Source organism: Maribacter sp. UBA3344, assembly GCF_002362375.1.
Classification (GTDB): domain Bacteria; phylum Bacteroidota; class Bacteroidia; order Flavobacteriales; family Flavobacteriaceae; genus Maribacter; species Maribacter dokdonensis.
This window is the reverse complement of the sequence record NZ_DERI01000030.1, coordinates 85626-99551: the sequence shown is the minus strand read 5'-3', so window position 1 is coordinate 99551 and position 13926 is coordinate 85626. Positions and strand designations below refer to the sequence as shown.

The following is a 13926-nucleotide window of genomic DNA, read 5'->3' as shown; positions in this document are numbered from 1 at the left end:
CCTAATTCGTGAATATCCAACGCTTGAACATGACTGCTTTGGGATGACATGTTCCGTTTTGCAGATTAAGTGGGAAAAATCATATTAAATGCACTTTTTTACGATGTAAATCAAAGTGTATTTTACCGATGAGTACTTCTATTTCAATTAGATGCAGCTTATCGAATATTTTACCCTATCTATAGATGTTCTTCTTTTTAAGCCTACTCACTAAACTACTTTTGGCACTCAATAAGACAACAACTATTCCCCCTATGAAAATTAAATTTCCTTTCTTAATAGTATTAATAGTCATCACTTTATCATCTTGTTCAAAATATGAGAATTTCGCAGGTTACGAGAGTAAATCTGAAGACACCCTAGAGCAATATACTTTGGCATCTTCTAAAAATCACAGTACACTGGAAGATGAACTTTTTGAAATAATAAATACATATAGAGCTAGTATAGGATTAAATGAAATGGAATTTGAAAGTACCACCTATTATTATGCAACGCTTCATACCGACTATATGATTTCTAAAGGAAATACTAGTCATGATAATTTTACGCAACGTGCAGAGAATATTTCAAAGAGAACCGGTGCAGTTTTTGTAGCAGAAAATGTTGCAAGAAATTATGACACTATTGAAGAAGCTTTTGAGGCATGGTTAGAAAGTCCGGGGCATAGAGTAAATATTGAAGGTGAATACAACTACTCAGCCATAAGCATTAACCAAAATAGCAATGGCGACCTATACTTTACACAGTTGTTCTTTAGATAAAACATCGTAAAATATAATTTTAAGAAGCCTTTGTTATACAAAGGCTTTTTTTATGCTTAACTTTTCAGTGAGAAACGATCGTTTAATTAACTTTCAATTAATTTCAGTGAAATGAGTATACAAGCACCATTTAATCTCAACAAATGGATAGAAGATAACAGAGCATTACTAAAACCTCCTGTTGGAAATAAAAACTTATATAAAGATGCTGGCGATTATATTGTCATGATCGTAGCCGGACCAAATGCACGTAAAGATTACCATTACAACGAAACCGAAGAGCTGTTTTATCAATTAGAAGGAAATATAGAAGTTCACATTCAAGAAGACGGTAAAAAAAGGACCATGAAATTAGGTCCGGGAGATATGTATTTGCATCCTGCTAAAGTGCCACATTCTCCTGTTCGTAAAGAAGGATCTATTGGCTTGGTCATTGAAAGAAAACGAGCTAGCATGAATGTTGATGATGGTTTGCTTTGGTTTTGTGACAATTGTAATCATAAACTCTATGAAGCCTATTTCACCCTTCATGACATAGAAAAAGATTTTTTAGCACACTTTAAACATTTTTACAGTTCAAAAGAATTGAGAACATGTGATAATTGCGGCACGGTAATGCCTGTTGACGAACGTTTTATTGCCAAGGAAGAATGATAGTATTAGCTAAAATAATTACAGTACTTGTAGCATTTATTCATGTTTATATCTTATGGATAGAAATGTTCGCATGGACCACTACCGGTAGAAAGGTGTTTAAAAATTTCCCGAAAGATTTATTTATACCCACTAAACAAATGGCGGCAAACCAAGGACTTTACAATGGTTTTTTGGCAGCAGGGTTAATTTGGTCCTTACTGATTTCTGATGGTAACTGGTCATGCAACGTAGCCCTTTTCTTTTTAGGCTGTGTTACTGTCGCCGGTATGTACGGTGCCGTTTCGGTAAGCAAAAAGATATTTATTGTACAGAGTGTACCTGCCTTGGCAGGTATTATTCTATGGTTGATCGTCAAATTTGCCTAGTCGTAATTAGTTCTTCCTAAAGACAAAATTCTTTGTATTTTTGTAATATATCTAACATTAATTGCGTAAAAAGTTATAAAATGTCAAAAATAGCAGCAGATTTTGGAATACATGATGCCCTTAAGGCACTTGGAATTAAAGAGGTAAATGACGGTACATCAACCGGATCAGATTATTTCTCCTCAGGTGATATTATCTCATCTTACTCACCTGTAGACGGATCTTTAATTGCAAAGGTAAAAACGACCACAAAAGAAGATTATGAAAAAGTAATGTCTTCTGCTACCACTGCTTTTAAGCAATGGAGAACAAAACCCGCACCTCAACGTGGCGAAATTGTAAGACAATTTGGTGACAAACTTAGAGAGCTAAAAGAGCCCCTTGGAAAACTGGTTTCCTATGAAATGGGAAAAAGCTACCAAGAAGGTTTAGGAGAAGTGCAAGAAATGATAGATATCTGCGATTTTGCCGTTGGTCTTTCTCGACAATTGCACGGATTGACCATGCATTCTGAAAGACCTGGGCATAGAATGTACGAGCAATACCATTCACTTGGTGTAGTGGGTATTATTTCCGCCTTTAACTTCCCGGTTGCCGTATGGGCATGGAATACAGCGTTGGCATGGATCTGTGGTGATGTTTGTGTTTGGAAACCATCAGAAAAAACCCCTTTATGTGGTGTAGCCTGCCAAAACATTGCTGCTGAAGTTTTTAAGGCAAATAACCTACCCGAAGGAATTTCCTGCTTAATAAACGGCGATTATAAGATTGGTGAACTTATGACCCAAGATAATAGAATACCGTTGGTATCCGCTACGGGTTCAATTAGAATGGGTAAAATAGTTGCCCAAGCAGTTGCCGCCCGTCTTGGAAAATCTCTATTGGAGTTGGGCGGAAACAATGCTATTATTGTTACACCGGATGCCGATTTAAAAATGACCGTTATAGGAGCCGTTTTTGGTGCCGTAGGAACGGCTGGGCAACGTTGTACTTCAACCAGAAGATTGATTATTCATGAATCTATGTATGATAAGGTGAAAGATGCCGTTGTTGCCGCTTACCAACAATTAAGAATAGGTAATCCATTAGATGAGAATAACCACGTAGGACCATTGATTGATACTGATGCTGTTTCACATTATAAAAATGCTTTGAAAAAGGTAGTTGAAGAAGGTGGTAAATTAATTGTTGAGGGTGGTGTTTTAGATGGTGAAGGCTATGAAAGTGGTTGTTATGTTAAACCTGCCATTGCAGAGGCTAGTAATGATTTTGAAATTGTTCAGCACGAAACTTTCGCACCTGTTCTCTATCTTTTAAAATATTCCGGTGACGTTGAAAATGCCATCGCCATTCAAAATGGAGTTGTTCAAGGGCTGTCATCTGCAATTATGACCAATAATTTAAGAGAGGCAGAACGTTTTCTTTCTGCTTGGGGCAGTGATTGCGGTATAGCTAATGTAAACATTGGTACCTCTGGCGCAGAAATCGGCGGTGCCTTTGGTGGAGAAAAAGAAACTGGCGGTGGTCGTGAAAGTGGTTCAGATGCATGGAAAGTGTATATGAGAAGACAGACCAATACCATTAATTTTACTACCGAACTGCCATTGGCTCAGGGAATAAAATTCGACCTATAATCAAATCATATTTTCTTTTGCATGTTTATTATCTAAGCAGCTTTTCTATTTGTTGGTTCATGAGACCAACTTCCATGTAATAATGTTTGAGTGCCCAGTACGATAAACATGCAAAGAAAATTGAAACACTTTTTTATTTTTTTCTTCATTTTCAATACAAATACAGCTGTTTCAAGCTAACAAATTGTATCCTTTAATGGTGTGAAATCTGTACAAATTCATGTAAAAATTGTATAGATGGAAACCTACTTTATAAACTATTGAACATAAAAAAATCCTGTCGACATATTGAAGACAGGATTTTTTAACCAACTAACTCAAAACTTTAAATTGTATAATCAATGCCCAAACTTTGTGGGGAGATGCATACCATTTAAATACTTACGCAAAATTGCAATTAATAGTTGTTGCATCATTAACTTTTTTTACAATCTCACCAACTGATCGTATACTTGGTACTATACGCTACATAAATGTTATTACTATAATGATTGACTGTAAGGCAATTAGGCTCAAATGATTTAACATTTTTAAGATTTTTTTAATAAATTGTGGGCTAAACACTAAACAGTATTAATAATGACAAAAACAATAACGTATTTATTAGGTATGTTGATTACCATTCTAATAGGTACTTATTTCTTTATCACTTATTGTAGCGAATGTAATGCAACAAGTACACATGAAGAACCCGCTAAAGAAAAAGTAATCGTAAAAGAACCCTCGGCAACATCTTACCCTTTTGCAATTGATGCAAACGGATTTGCCTATAATACTAATGACAACTACAATTTTAATGTCTCTTCCAATGCTATTTTAATGCCTTTAAGCGCCAACCTTACAAAAGGCATTAATGGTCTTAAGAGCTATTTAGAAGCAAATGATGGCAACGTAGTCAATGTCACCGGTTATTACACAAGTGAAGAAGAGAACAACTCAGCGTTTCCTAATTTAGGTTTAGCAAGAGCCAATGCCATAAAAAATGATTTAGCATCTAAAGGTATTTCTACTGCACAAATAAATACTTTGGGCAAACTAATGGATGACATGGTACCTAAAGAAAATACCTATTGGGGTGCGGCTTCTTTTGATATTGAAGAGCGATCTGTTAATGAAAAGGATGACCTTAATGCCCTTTATGAGAAAATTAAAGCCGACCCGTTAATACTTTACTTTAATACTGCAGAAGCTTCTATTTACCTAGATGCCGAGCAGCGCCAAAAGGTTGCAGATATTTCTAGATATATAGATAAAGTTGAAGATGCAACAGTAAGTGTTGTAGGCCATACCGATGCTACTGGACAAGCAAGTACTAACATGAGGCTAGGGCAAGACAGGGCAGAATTCGCCAAAAACTATCTAATGCAAAACGGTATAGCTGAAAGTAAAATCATTGCTACATCCAAAGGGCAGACCCAACCTATTGCAACAAATGCTACCGAAGAAGGCAGAGAAAAAAATAGAAGAACAGTTATTACATTAAATTAAAACATACACTAATCCTATAAATAAGTAAAATCATGAATTTTGAAAATATGAGTATTTGGTGCTGGATAATTCCATTGTTAGTAGGTCTTATCTGCGGTATTTTAGGTTATCTACTCGGTAAAAGTTCTACCAAAGTAATTGACAACTCTGCTGAAATAAACAGTCTTAAAGCCAATAATACAAAGTTAAACGCCCAATTGGCAGAATTGAACAACTTAAAGGCAAGCAACACTAAATTAAAAGCTGACCTTGATGCCTGCAACCAAAAGGTAATTGCCGCTAGCAAAGCCGTACCGCCAACAACAAGCACAAATCTTGGTGCTTCTGCTACAGCAGCATCATTTGCCGCCGGCGCCGCTACAAGTAGCGCCTTAGCTTTTGATGGCGCTGCTGCAAAAGCTGCTTTTGGCAAAACCGTTAAACAAGACGATTTAAAACTTGTAGAAGGTATTGGTCCAAAAATTGAAGGTATGTTCAAAGACCATGGTATTAAAACCTGGAAAGCACTTTCTGAAGCCAGTCTTGAAGATTGTCAGAAAATATTGGATACAGGTGGAACACGGTATAAGATACACGACCCGGCATCTTGGCCAATGCAAGCTAAAATGTGTTATGAAGGTAAATGGACAGAACTTGTTAAATGGCAAGATGAGCATAAACACGGTAAACTATAAATCACCGTTTAGCAAAAAAAATCCCGATAATGAATTATCGGGATTTTTTATTTTATAATGCTCCATTAGCTTCTACCCACTTAAAGTGATATTGATCTTCTGGAAATTTCATTCTTTCCGCAATTCGCTCTAACCTTGCCGGTAATTTAATTAAATAATCACGAGCCTTTTCTGCTTCCTCATTTAAAGAACGTACAGAATCTAACTGCCAATAAGCATTTAATTTGCTTAATATATCTACATAATCCTGTGCTGTATATACACCTAAACGTTGTGCGCAATTTGAAAAATTCTCAAATGCCGATCCAATTGTACCACCGGACTCCCTTAAAAAATGAGCAGGCATTACAATCTTCTTCTTCATCATATCTGCGAAGGCAATCATCATACCAGATGGATCTTCGCCAAAAATAGTCTTAACGAATTCTCTATATGCCAAGTGGTGCCTCATTTCATCACCTGCAATAATTGTACACATTTTACCTAACAGGGTATTTCCTTTCTTCTTAGCCATTTGCCCAACACGCTTGTGTGAAATATTGGTAGCCAATTCTTGAAAAGAGGTATATACAAAGTTCTTATAAGGGTCACGATCCGTACCAATATCAAAACCGTCTGAAATTAAATGTTGGGTGGTCAACTCTATTTCTCTCATATTTACCCTACCGGATAAATATAGATACTTGTTCAACACATCGCCATGTCTATTCTCTTCTGCTGTCCAAGCTCTTACCCATTTTGCCCAACCATTGGTCTTATGATCACCATGTTGGTCTATACCTACTACATCCATCAACCAAGATTCATAGGTTGGCAAAGCTTCTTCAGTTATCGTATCCGCTACCATGGTTACCCAAAAATCATAACCAAGTTCTTTAGACTCCTCTCTAATATCTTTTACTTCTTGTAAAAATGTATCTTTTTCAGAATTTGGTAAAAAATCCGTAGGCTGCCATATATCCTCTGGTTTAATAAGGAAAGAATCCATAAATCCTTCTACCTGAGGCTCTAAAGCCTGCATCACTTCTAATCTTATATTTTTAGTAGACATAGTTTATTTTTTATCAAAGATCGTCATTTAAACAATCCATTTTTAGTAAAGTTAACTGTTTTCTTAGTTTCTACCCTTTTCATTAGGGTAAAACGTATGTACGGGATCGCTTTGCCAGTATTCTTTTGAATCTGCATTGAAAATGGTCAAAGGTCCTTTAAAAGCTGCACCTGTGTCAATATTCCAAACATTGGCCGCTTTTTGCGGTGTAGTTTTACCAATTCTTGTTACTGGTGTATGACCAATATAGATTTCAGAATAGTTCTTTAGTCGTTTTGGGTAATGTATATGATCTTCTTCTAAATTTTTGTTCAGAGAAAGAGCTAGCTCCCATAAGGTACGGTCCCAGTAAAACGTTTTTTTAAAATATTCATGCTCAATACCTTTTAAGTTAGTAAATCCTGCATGTAAAAACAACCTATTTTCGGTATCTAAGTGATAATTCTCTAGACTTTCATAAAAATTGAGATGAATCTCTTTATCCTCGCTAGAAATATTGGCGTAAGAATTGGAAGTAGCTTCACCACCATGCATAAACCAAGTTGGGTTATCTGCTTTACCTGTCAACCATTCATAGCAAAGTTCATCATGATTGCCCCTTAGGTATATGCAATTGTATTTTTTCTTTAATTCTAGTAGGTAATCAATAGTTTCTACCGCTTCACTCCATCCATCTATATAGTCCCCTAAAAATATTATAGTATCGTGTTCTGATACAGCTGCTTTACTAAGCACTTGTTTTAACGCTTGTAAGCCCGAATGAATGTCACCTACAACCAGTGTTCTATTTATATTCATTTAGCAAAAATCGCAATTATGGTGATTATGACAAGTATAAAAAGTACTAAAAAGAAGATTTTCCAGAATGAATATGGCCTATTTCCGCTAAGCACCCCGGTTTGTCCATTTATATAAAAGTTATATTCCTTTCCCTCATATCTGTAGGAGCTTATATAAACAGGAAGCAGAATATGTTTAAATTTCTCGTTAGATAATTTAATGTCGGCATTTGCCACTCGTTGGGTATCGCCACCAATGTCTCTTCTGATCCAGTTATAGGCTATATTTTTGGCTTCTTGAAAAGACTTATGATGACCTTCTTTTAATGAAACGGTATATTTCTCTGTTACAAACCCCGATAAATATTTGGAGTTGAATACCACCAAATCCTTTAGGTTCCAAAAAGCAACCTTTGACGGTATTTCTTTTCTCTTTTTTTCCGATGCACTGATCAAGATGTCATCAACAAACCCATCTACTTTACCAGAAGCATACGTCCATCTTGTTTTACGAACCCTTCTAGTTCTTTTGCCCTTATCACTATTATAGGTCTGATTTTCGTAATAATAATCTCCTCTTTGCCCTTGATAAGACGCAAAAAGATTGGCATCAAAAGTCCAGTAAGGAATATAAAGACCATGCAAACCTTCTGGATCTAATGCTGCTTTTTTCAAATTATCCGGTGCAAACCAAATTTTGCCTACCCAAGATTTAAAAATAGATTGTGCCTTCTTTGCATCCAATTCAAACGGTACCAAGGCACCGGGCAAGATCCAACCTTCTTTTTCAACGTCTTCCCGTATTAAAGGTTCACTACAGTACACACAATTTAATGATTTATAGTTTTCCTCTACATGCTGGTTTGCCCCACAATTTTTACAATGCAATAACTCAATGGTGTCGGTATAAGCATTTTCACCAACAATTTTTAAGTAGTGCTCTAGTTCTAGTTCTTCAAAACTGCTCTTAGATTGTTCAATAAATTCTTCATAACCACAATATTCGCAGGTAAGTTGATGGGAACCTGGCTTAAATTTAAGTTCTGCCCCACAATTGGCGCACGCTTTTTTATATTCCGATTGTTGAATATCGTCCATAGAGAGTATACCTTATCTAAAAAAGAAAGATTGTCCAGTAATATTTTTACATTTTTTAGACCGTTGGTAAAGGTGGTGGTGTATTACCACCCAAGAAAGACTTTAACTCCTCAATTTCTTTAAGTGCCGCCCAATTTTCCATTCCTTGTTTCCAAATTAAGGAGTCTCTATTAATGGTTCTGCCTGCAAAGAGCTCCTTTAATTTCTCAAAAGAAACAGGGCCCAACTGCTGACCGTTTACAGCATAGAAATAACTAACCTGTGCTGGTATTGGTGGTGGCGCCTGTGGTTGTTGTACTGCTTGACCACCAATTGGCTGTGCTGCCGGTTGTCCCATAAGACCACCCATTTGCTGAGCCAGCACAAAACCCATGCCCATGCCCATGCCAGCACCTGCTGTACCGCCTTCGTTCTTTGCTGCCAGCTCCATAGCCTTGGCCGCTTTGAACTGTGCCAGTTTACCCATGTCCAATTTATCTAAACGGCTGTACTCAAAAATTTCCTTTTTAAGTTCTTCTGGCATAGACACATTCTCAATGTAGAATCGCTCTAATTCTATACCTACCCTATTGAACTCAGGTTGCATAACCTCTTGGCAAGTTTCAGAGAGTTCACTGGTATTGGCCGCATATAACTCTATAGGCAAATTGGCTTCGCCAACAGTATCTGTAAATCGGGTTACAATTAAACTTTTTAAATGTTCGTTTACTTCATAATTGGTAAAATTACCATCGGTACCCACTACATCTACTACAAACTTACCTGGATCATTTATTCTAAAACTATAAGTACCAAAAGCACGTATTTCTACCAGACCAAACCGGTCATCACTAAGCATGAACGGATTTTTAGTTCCCCATTTCTCATCTGTAAACAAACGGGTATTTACGAAATATACCTCTGCCTTGAACGGACTATCAAATCCATATTTCCATCCTTTTAACGTTGTAAGAATAGGTAGGTTTTGGGTGTTTAGTGTGTACGTACCAGGTTTAAAAACATCTGCCAACTGCCCTTCATTAATAAAAACTGCGGTTTGCCCTTCCCTTACGATCAGTTTTGCGTTATTCTTAATTTCGTTTTGATAACGCTCAAATCTATGTACAATGGTATCATTGCTAGTATCTAACCATTCTATTATGTCAATAAATTCATGACTTAGTTTTTTCTTAATTTCATCAAATATGCTCATAGTCGGTTTGTGTTTTAAAAATGTGCAATTCAAGATATGCAATTAGGCAACAGACCCAAAATACCTTGGGTAATAAATCATAAAAATAAACCGTACACAACCATAATTTAATATTTATTTAAGATTATTTAGGATGAAGCGACCATTTCTATTTAACTTAGACCTCCTAATTTTCTTTTTGTACTATGAAAAAGGTTTTTTGTATTGGAGAATTACTGATTGATTTTGTTGCCGAGAACCAAGGCAAAGATTTATCAAAAGCAAAAGAATTTTCCAAAAAAGCAGGTGGTGCACCTGCCAATGTAGCTTGTGCTATTAGCAAGCTTGGTGGTGACAGCTTCTTTGTTGGTGCAGTTGGCAATGATCCATTTGGCTCTTTTCTATTGCGTATTCTTGAAAATGAAAAAGTAGATATTTCGTTAGCACAGAAAAGCGATACCTTCACTACTCTAGCTTTTGTTTCTATTGCCGAAGATGGTGAAAGAGATTTTGTGTTTAGCCGTGGTGCAGATAAAGAGCTTACCTATGATTCTTCACTAAAATCAAATTTTGATAATAATATAATACACTTTGGCGCTGCAACAGCTTTATTGGGAGGTCCGTTAGAGGAAACTTATAGCAGATATCTTTTTGATGGTCTTACCAAAAATGCCATTATCAGTTTTGACCCTAACTATAGAGTTGACCTTTGGAAAAATAAAGAGGAAGTATTTATTAGAAAATGCCATCCTTTTATTGAAAAATCTCATTTATGCAAATTTAGCCTTGAAGAAGCCCAACTTCTTTCCGATAAAGAGGACCTTGAAGATGCTTGCCAAATTTTTCATGAAATGGGAACAAAAATTATAGTTGTTACCCTTGGTGGAGCAGGTACATTATTAAGTACCGAAAAATTTAAGAAGACCATACCTAGTATAAAAGTCTCCCCAAAAGACACTACAGGCGCAGGTGACGCTTTCATTGGCTGCTTTCTTCAACAAATTGCGCAATACTCAAATTTTGAAGACTTACTTACAAACGAAAACCTATTGACCAACATGGTTGCCAGAGCTAATAAAGCCGGCGCCATCACAACAGAAAACTTTGGTGCAATAGAATCTTTACCTACTTTACAACAATTAGATTCTTAATATGAACCAGGCGAAATTATTAAGATTGTTGGCCTCTAGGGACCAAAAGAAAAGAAGTACCCAATCTTTGTTTGATCAGAGGTTAGCTACAAACATTTCTCTTATTAAAACCCAATTTTTCTCTTTATACCAAGAGAAAGAACACAAAGTATTTTTTAATACGCTGTTAAATACCTTAGAATCACTCTTTAAAAACCGACCAAAAGAACTGCAAAATCAAGACATTGACCGTTTAAATTCTGGTAATTGGTACCAAAGCGAACAAATGGTGGGTATGCAAATGTATGTTGATAGGTTTAACAAAGACATTAACGGACTTAAAGATAAACTGCCTTATTTTGATGATCTAGGAATTAATTTTCTACATCTAATGCCTATTACCACCCGGCCAGATGGTGAAAATGACGGCGGTTATGCCGTAAACAGCTATCATGATATTGATAGTAAGTATGGTACCAAGGCAGATTTTTTGGATTTCACCAAAAAGGCACGTAAAAACAATATGTTCTTAATGCTTGATTTTGTTGTTAACCATACTTCAGATGAATTTGAGTGGGCACAAAAAGCAAAAAAAGGTGATCTTCATTATCAAAACTATTACTACACCTACCCTGACCGTCATATCCCTGACGAGTTCGAAAAAACCATGCCCGAAATTTTTCCGCAATCTGCACCTGGTAATTTTACCTATTGCCCTGAAATGGAAAAATGGGTAATGACCTGTTTCAATAGTTACCAATGGGATTTAAATTATAGAAACCCAGAAGTGTTCATTGAAATGCTCAGTAATTTAGTTGGACTTGCAAATTTGGGGGTAGATGTTATCCGTTTTGATGCTCTTGCGTTTCTATGGAAAAAACTAGGTACACTGTCACAAAATTTACCGGAAGCCCATACCCTAATTTCCCTTTTTAGAATGTGCTTACAAGTTGTGGCACCTGGTGTTATTCTTTTAGCGGAAGCTATTGTAGCTCCTAGAAATATTATAAAGTATTTTGGGGAAGGCATATTAACCGGTAATGAGTGTGAAGTTGCCTACAACGCCTCTTTAATGGCATTGCTTTGGAATTCAATAGCCACCAAAAAAGCCTCTTTATTGGTAAAAAGCGTTTCTGATATTCCTACAAAACCAGAGGATGCCACTTGGATCAATTACATACGCTGTCATGATGATATTGGTCTTGGCTATGATGATGATTTTGTAAGGGCTATGGGTTATGACCCTACGGCACACAAACAGTTTATTCTTAACTATTATTGTGGAAAGTTAGATTGGTCGCCAGCAAAAGGGCTCATGTTCATGTACAACCCTAAAAATGGAGATGGTAGAATAACCGGAAGTGCCGCATCCTTATTAGGTTTAGAAACCGCACTTGAGCAAAAGAATGATAAAATTATTGACTATGCCATCGCTAAAATTTTAATGATGCACGGCATAATTTTAACCTACGGTGGCATACCCATGATTTATGCTGGTGATGAAATCGCCACTTTAAATGATTATAGCTATGAGCAAAACCAAGAGCATATAAATGACAATAGGTGGGTTAACAGACCCATACAAAATTGGGATGTAGTTTCTAAAATTGAAAAAGATATAAAAAGTGCCCCCTCTATAGTTTATAACGGATTAAAAGATATGATCCGCATACGAAAAGAGCATAGCGTATTTGCCGACACTAACGACCTTAAAGTACATGGTTGCCCTAATGAACATATATTTGTTTTTGAACGTACCAATAAAAACGAAACTATTTGGGTACTGAGTAATTTTAACGAGGTCACCGAGATGATAAACGTAGGCTGGCTACTTTCTATAGGCATTCACACGGGCAAAAAATCTACTGATTTGCTTTCCGGAAAAACATTAGAATTAATACGTAACGAATTACCTTTAAAACCCTACGAGCAACTGTGGATTAAGAATATTTAACTTTTCTTAATACACGAAGTGCTTCTTTGAGCGAAGCATTTATATTAGGATACTTAGGTTTTAAAATCTGTCTTGCTTTTTCCATGCGCTCCTTTGCTTCTTCAAATCCGTTTAAAAAACATATCAAATAAGAATCTGCCAAATATTTTAATTGCTTTATTTCTGCAATGGTCAGTTCTACATTTTTCTTTGCCTTAATCACCAAGGCATTGTTACTTTCATAGATTTTCTTCAATTCCTCTTTATCATGTACAGGTGGATCAAACAACAAATCGCTTTTAATTTGATAGGTGCCATTTTCACTAAAATTAATGACAACCTTTTCTAACGGGTAATATTTTTGCTTTGCGCCCAAGCCCAATTGCACAAACTCTATTGTGGAAAAAGAATCATTGTCATAGGTTATAGTTACCTCATCTAAATTTGAATAGAAGAGTTTTACTTGCTCGTTGATTAATTCTATATCAACACGATAATAATAGGTAACACCATTGACCACCTTCTTATTACCCGCCCAACAGACTACAAACTGTTCTTTAAAAACTTTATAATCACTTTCAAGATCCTTGTGACGGTGATTAATAAAATCAATTACACCGTCTAACGTAAGTTCAATATTATTCTTGGCGTGTTGCTCAATGGTGGCGACCGCTTCAGAATTAATATCTTTCAATTCAATATCAAACACTTTTGGCAAGCTTATACTGCCTTCCCTAAAGAAAACAGAACCTCCATAATACTTCCAAATATTTTTTCTGAGCGAGCAGATTTTTCCAATAGATTTTATGGTAACCAAGCCCACAACTTTACCTTCGGGCAAATGTGGAAAAGGAATATTTTCATAAGAGATCAACGGTGGATTATCCAAATAAGCGTTCACTAAATTCTGAATCTTGCTGTCATCAAAAAAATCTACACCTACAATACTATTATCCTCATCTTCAACTCCAATAACAATGAATGAATTATTGGATGGGTTGCTATTGGCCAAAGCACAAACGTGCTTTAAGAATTTGCCTTTCCCCTCCTTTTCCCCAATTGCAATAAACCGCTTTTTATCGTAAAAACTGTTCTCATCATTATGTGCGAGCAAGTTTTTTACCAAAAGCCGTTTATTGATCATTTTGAGCTATTTTTTTTAAATGTAAACTTCTAATTATT

Annotated in this window: 13 protein-coding genes; 8 read left to right on the top strand and 5 right to left on the bottom strand. The window is 36.1% G+C overall.

What is annotated here, in order from left to right; all coding sequences use genetic code 11:
• Positions 1-254 precede the first annotated feature (254 nt).
• The 6 genes from B2Z27_RS18445 to B2Z27_RS18420 all read left to right on the top strand — a co-directional run bounded on the left by B2Z27_RS18445 (position 255) and on the right by B2Z27_RS18420 (position 5582).
• Positions 255-764 carry a CAP domain-containing protein gene (locus tag B2Z27_RS18445; RefSeq protein ID WP_286814776.1) on the top strand — a complete coding sequence of 170 codons (510 nt, stop codon included), beginning with the start codon at positions 255-257 and terminating at the stop codon, positions 762-764.
• A 111-nt stretch (positions 765-875) separates the two neighbouring features.
• Complete coding sequence (locus B2Z27_RS18440) at positions 876-1418, top strand: 3-hydroxyanthranilate 3,4-dioxygenase (RefSeq protein ID WP_074670503.1); 543 nt, start codon at positions 876-878, stop codon at positions 1416-1418.
• Positions 1415-1786 carry a DUF1304 domain-containing protein gene (locus B2Z27_RS18435; protein WP_286814775.1) on the top strand — a complete coding sequence of 124 codons (372 nt, stop codon included), beginning with the start codon at positions 1415-1417 and terminating at the stop codon, positions 1784-1786. Before B2Z27_RS18440 ends, B2Z27_RS18435 begins: the two co-directional genes overlap by 4 nt.
• 80 nt (positions 1787-1866) lie before the next feature.
• Positions 1867-3420, top strand: coding sequence for an aldehyde dehydrogenase family protein (locus tag B2Z27_RS18430; protein WP_286814774.1), 1554 nt, complete (start codon positions 1867-1869; stop codon positions 3418-3420).
• A gap of 579 nt (positions 3421-3999) precedes the next feature.
• Complete coding sequence (locus B2Z27_RS18425; protein ID WP_286814773.1) at positions 4000-4908, top strand: OmpA family protein; 909 nt, start codon at positions 4000-4002, stop codon at positions 4906-4908.
• A gap of 32 nt (positions 4909-4940) precedes the next feature.
• Positions 4941-5582, top strand: coding sequence for a hypothetical protein (locus B2Z27_RS18420; protein WP_286814772.1), 642 nt, complete (start codon positions 4941-4943; stop codon positions 5580-5582).
• A gap of 52 nt (positions 5583-5634) precedes the next feature.
• Here B2Z27_RS18420 and B2Z27_RS18415 read toward each other — a convergent pair whose 3' ends face one another.
• The 4 genes from B2Z27_RS18415 to B2Z27_RS18400 form a co-directional block, all read right to left on the bottom strand.
• Positions 5635-6633: an acyl-ACP desaturase gene (locus tag B2Z27_RS18415; RefSeq protein ID WP_058104779.1), complete on the bottom strand. Its 999-nt coding sequence runs from the start codon at positions 6631-6633 to the stop codon at positions 5635-5637.
• A 63-nt stretch (positions 6634-6696) separates the two neighbouring features.
• Positions 6697-7431 (bottom strand): metallophosphoesterase family protein, encoded by a 735-nt coding sequence (locus B2Z27_RS18410; protein ID WP_210708882.1) that lies wholly within the window; start codon positions 7429-7431, stop codon positions 6697-6699.
• Complete coding sequence (locus B2Z27_RS18405) at positions 7428-8510, bottom strand: DNA helicase PriA (protein ID WP_099190791.1); 1083 nt, start codon at positions 8508-8510, stop codon at positions 7428-7430. Before B2Z27_RS18405 ends, B2Z27_RS18410 begins: the two co-directional genes overlap by 4 nt.
• A gap of 55 nt (positions 8511-8565) precedes the next feature.
• Positions 8566-9702 carry an SPFH domain-containing protein gene (locus tag B2Z27_RS18400; protein ID WP_210708881.1) on the bottom strand — a complete coding sequence of 379 codons (1137 nt, stop codon included), beginning with the start codon at positions 9700-9702 and terminating at the stop codon, positions 8566-8568.
• A gap of 185 nt (positions 9703-9887) precedes the next feature.
• Here B2Z27_RS18400 and B2Z27_RS18395 point away from each other — a divergent pair, with 185 nt between their 5' ends.
• On the top strand, positions 9888-10832 hold the full coding sequence (locus B2Z27_RS18395) for a carbohydrate kinase family protein (protein ID WP_210708880.1): 945 nt from the start codon (positions 9888-9890) through the stop codon (positions 10830-10832).
• A gap of 1 nt (position 10833) precedes the next feature.
• Complete coding sequence (locus tag B2Z27_RS18390) at positions 10834-12765, top strand: amylosucrase (RefSeq protein ID WP_286814771.1); 1932 nt, start codon at positions 10834-10836, stop codon at positions 12763-12765.
• Here the strand turns inward: B2Z27_RS18390 and B2Z27_RS18385 are convergent.
• A complete protein-coding gene (locus B2Z27_RS18385) occupies positions 12752-13888 on the bottom strand; it encodes an ATP-binding protein (protein ID WP_058104773.1) in 1137 nt (378 codons plus the stop codon). The genes B2Z27_RS18390 and B2Z27_RS18385 overlap by 14 nt on opposite strands.
• Positions 13889-13926: the final 38 nt, after the last annotated feature.

Coding starts and splice junctions, on each gene's coding strand:
- B2Z27_RS18445 (WP_286814776.1), top strand. CDS start 255: ATGAAAATTAAATTTCCTTTCTTAATAGTATTAATAGTCATCACTTTA.
- B2Z27_RS18440 (WP_074670503.1), top strand. CDS start 876: ATGAGTATACAAGCACCATTTAATCTCAACAAATGGATAGAAGATAAC.
- B2Z27_RS18435 (WP_286814775.1), top strand. CDS start 1,415: ATGATAGTATTAGCTAAAATAATTACAGTACTTGTAGCATTTATTCAT.
- B2Z27_RS18430 (WP_286814774.1), top strand. CDS start 1,867: ATGTCAAAAATAGCAGCAGATTTTGGAATACATGATGCCCTTAAGGCA.
- B2Z27_RS18425 (WP_286814773.1), top strand. CDS start 4,000: ATGACAAAAACAATAACGTATTTATTAGGTATGTTGATTACCATTCTA.
- B2Z27_RS18420 (WP_286814772.1), top strand. CDS start 4,941: ATGAATTTTGAAAATATGAGTATTTGGTGCTGGATAATTCCATTGTTA.
- B2Z27_RS18415 (WP_058104779.1), bottom strand. CDS start 6,633: ATGTCTACTAAAAATATAAGATTAGAAGTGATGCAGGCTTTAGAGCCT.
- B2Z27_RS18410 (WP_210708882.1), bottom strand. CDS start 7,431: ATGAATATAAATAGAACACTGGTTGTAGGTGACATTCATTCGGGCTTA.
- B2Z27_RS18405 (WP_099190791.1), bottom strand. CDS start 8,510: ATGGACGATATTCAACAATCGGAATATAAAAAAGCGTGCGCCAATTGT.
- B2Z27_RS18400 (WP_210708881.1), bottom strand. CDS start 9,702: ATGAGCATATTTGATGAAATTAAGAAAAAACTAAGTCATGAATTTATT.
- B2Z27_RS18395 (WP_210708880.1), top strand. CDS start 9,888: ATGAAAAAGGTTTTTTGTATTGGAGAATTACTGATTGATTTTGTTGCC.
- B2Z27_RS18390 (WP_286814771.1), top strand. CDS start 10,834: ATGAACCAGGCGAAATTATTAAGATTGTTGGCCTCTAGGGACCAAAAG.
- B2Z27_RS18385 (WP_058104773.1), bottom strand. CDS start 13,888: ATGATCAATAAACGGCTTTTGGTAAAAAACTTGCTCGCACATAATGAT.